This window comes from Sphaerospermopsis sp. LEGE 00249 (genome assembly GCF_014299995.1).
GTDB lineage: Bacteria > Cyanobacteriota > Cyanobacteriia > Cyanobacteriales > Nostocaceae > Sphaerospermopsis > Sphaerospermopsis kisseleviana.
In genome coordinates, this window is sequence record NZ_JACJUZ010000167.1 from 1 (window position 1) to 1,471 (window position 1,471).

At 37.3% G+C, this 1,471-nt stretch carries 1 protein-coding gene; it reads left to right on the forward strand.

Annotated elements, in window-relative coordinates; genetic code table 11:
- The first annotated feature begins 81 nt into the window (after positions 1-81).
- A complete protein-coding gene (locus H5968_RS24935) occupies positions 82-1,350 on the forward strand; it encodes a hypothetical protein (RefSeq protein ID WP_096568424.1) in 1,269 nt (422 codons plus the stop codon).
- Positions 1,351-1,471: the final 121 nt, after the last annotated feature.

Sequence of the window (1,471 nt, forward strand, 5' to 3'; positions counted from 1 at the left end):
GTCCCCAGTCCCCTGTTGCCTATTGATAAATTATTTATACTGGATGAAAGCACTATAAAATCAAACAGGACAGGAGACACAATGACTCCCAATCCCGCTATTATGCGATCTGTGGAACAATTAGGCTACCGTGTGACTGTGGGTGATGTAGCTAGTCAAGCGGGTTTAAATGTGGCTGAAGCGAACCAAGGTTTATTAGCTTTAGCGTCTGATGCTGGTGGACATTTACAGGTAGCAGAAACAGGTGATATTGTTTATCAATTTCCCCAAAATTTTAGAACAATTTTAAGAAATAAATATTTGCAGTTGCGTTTGCAAGAATGGTGGAAAAAAATTTGGGGCGTGCTGTTTTATTTAATTAGAATTTCCTTTGGTATTTTGTTAATTGCTTCAATTGCCCTGATTACTATTACCATCATTATAATTATGACTGCTGCTAATTCAGACCGAGATGGAGATAATAGAAGCAGCAGTTCTGGTGGTTTCAATTTCTTCTTTTTCCCGGATTTATTTTGGTATTTTAGTCCTGATTATTATGGCGAAGAAAGACGCAGAGAAAGAAGAGAAAAAAGTGAGTTCAATTTCTTAGAATCTGTATTTTCATTTTTATTTGGTGATGGAAATCCGAATGCGAAATTAGAAGAAAGACGTTGGCGAGAAATTGGGATTGTAATTAGAAATAATCAAGGGGCGGTGGTTGCAGAACAAATTGCACCGTATTTAGATAATTTGGGTGAAAAATATCAACAGGAATATGAAGATTATATGTTACCTGTGTTGGTACGATTTAATGGTAAACCCCAGGTAAGTCCTGAAGGACAAATGGTATATTATTTCCCTGAATTACAAGTACAAGCTAGTAAAAAACTCCGTCAACCAGTAGATCCATATTTAGATGAAAATCTGTGGCGGTTTAGTGCTGCGAGTTCAGGACAAATTATGCTCAGTGCTGGTTTGGGTGTGGTGAATATTGTGGGAGCTTTAATATTAGGAAGTTTATTAAAAGGTGGAGAAATTGCAGCCCAAATAGGGGGATTGGTTGGTTTTGTCCAAGGAATTTATTGGTTGTTGTTAGCTTATGGAATTGGTTTTTTAGGAATACCGTTAGCGCGTTATTTTTGGATTAAATGGCGTAATGGTAAAATTGCAACTCGTAACCGTGAACGTTTAGAAAGGGCGAGAATTTTAGGGAACGCGGATGATACTTTACAACAAAAGATTGATTTTGCTCGTCAGTTTGCTGGTGAAAAAGTAATTGGTAAAGAGGATTTAATTTACTCTAGTGATAGAGATTTACTAGAACAGGAATTTGAGCAGGTGAAAAAGCAGAATTTGTTAGGTGATGGGTAATTGGTGATTGGTGATTGGTGATTGGTGATTGGTGATTGGTGATTGGTAATTGGTAATTGGTAATAGTTGATTAGAAAACATAAAATTGATTACCCAGTCCCCAGTCCCCAGTCCCCAGTCC

What these genes read in the sequence shown, in the direction of transcription:
- H5968_RS24935 (WP_096568424.1), top strand. Translation starts at nt 82, where the DNA reads ATGACTCCCAATCCCGCTATTATGCGATCTGTGGAACAATTAGGCTAC.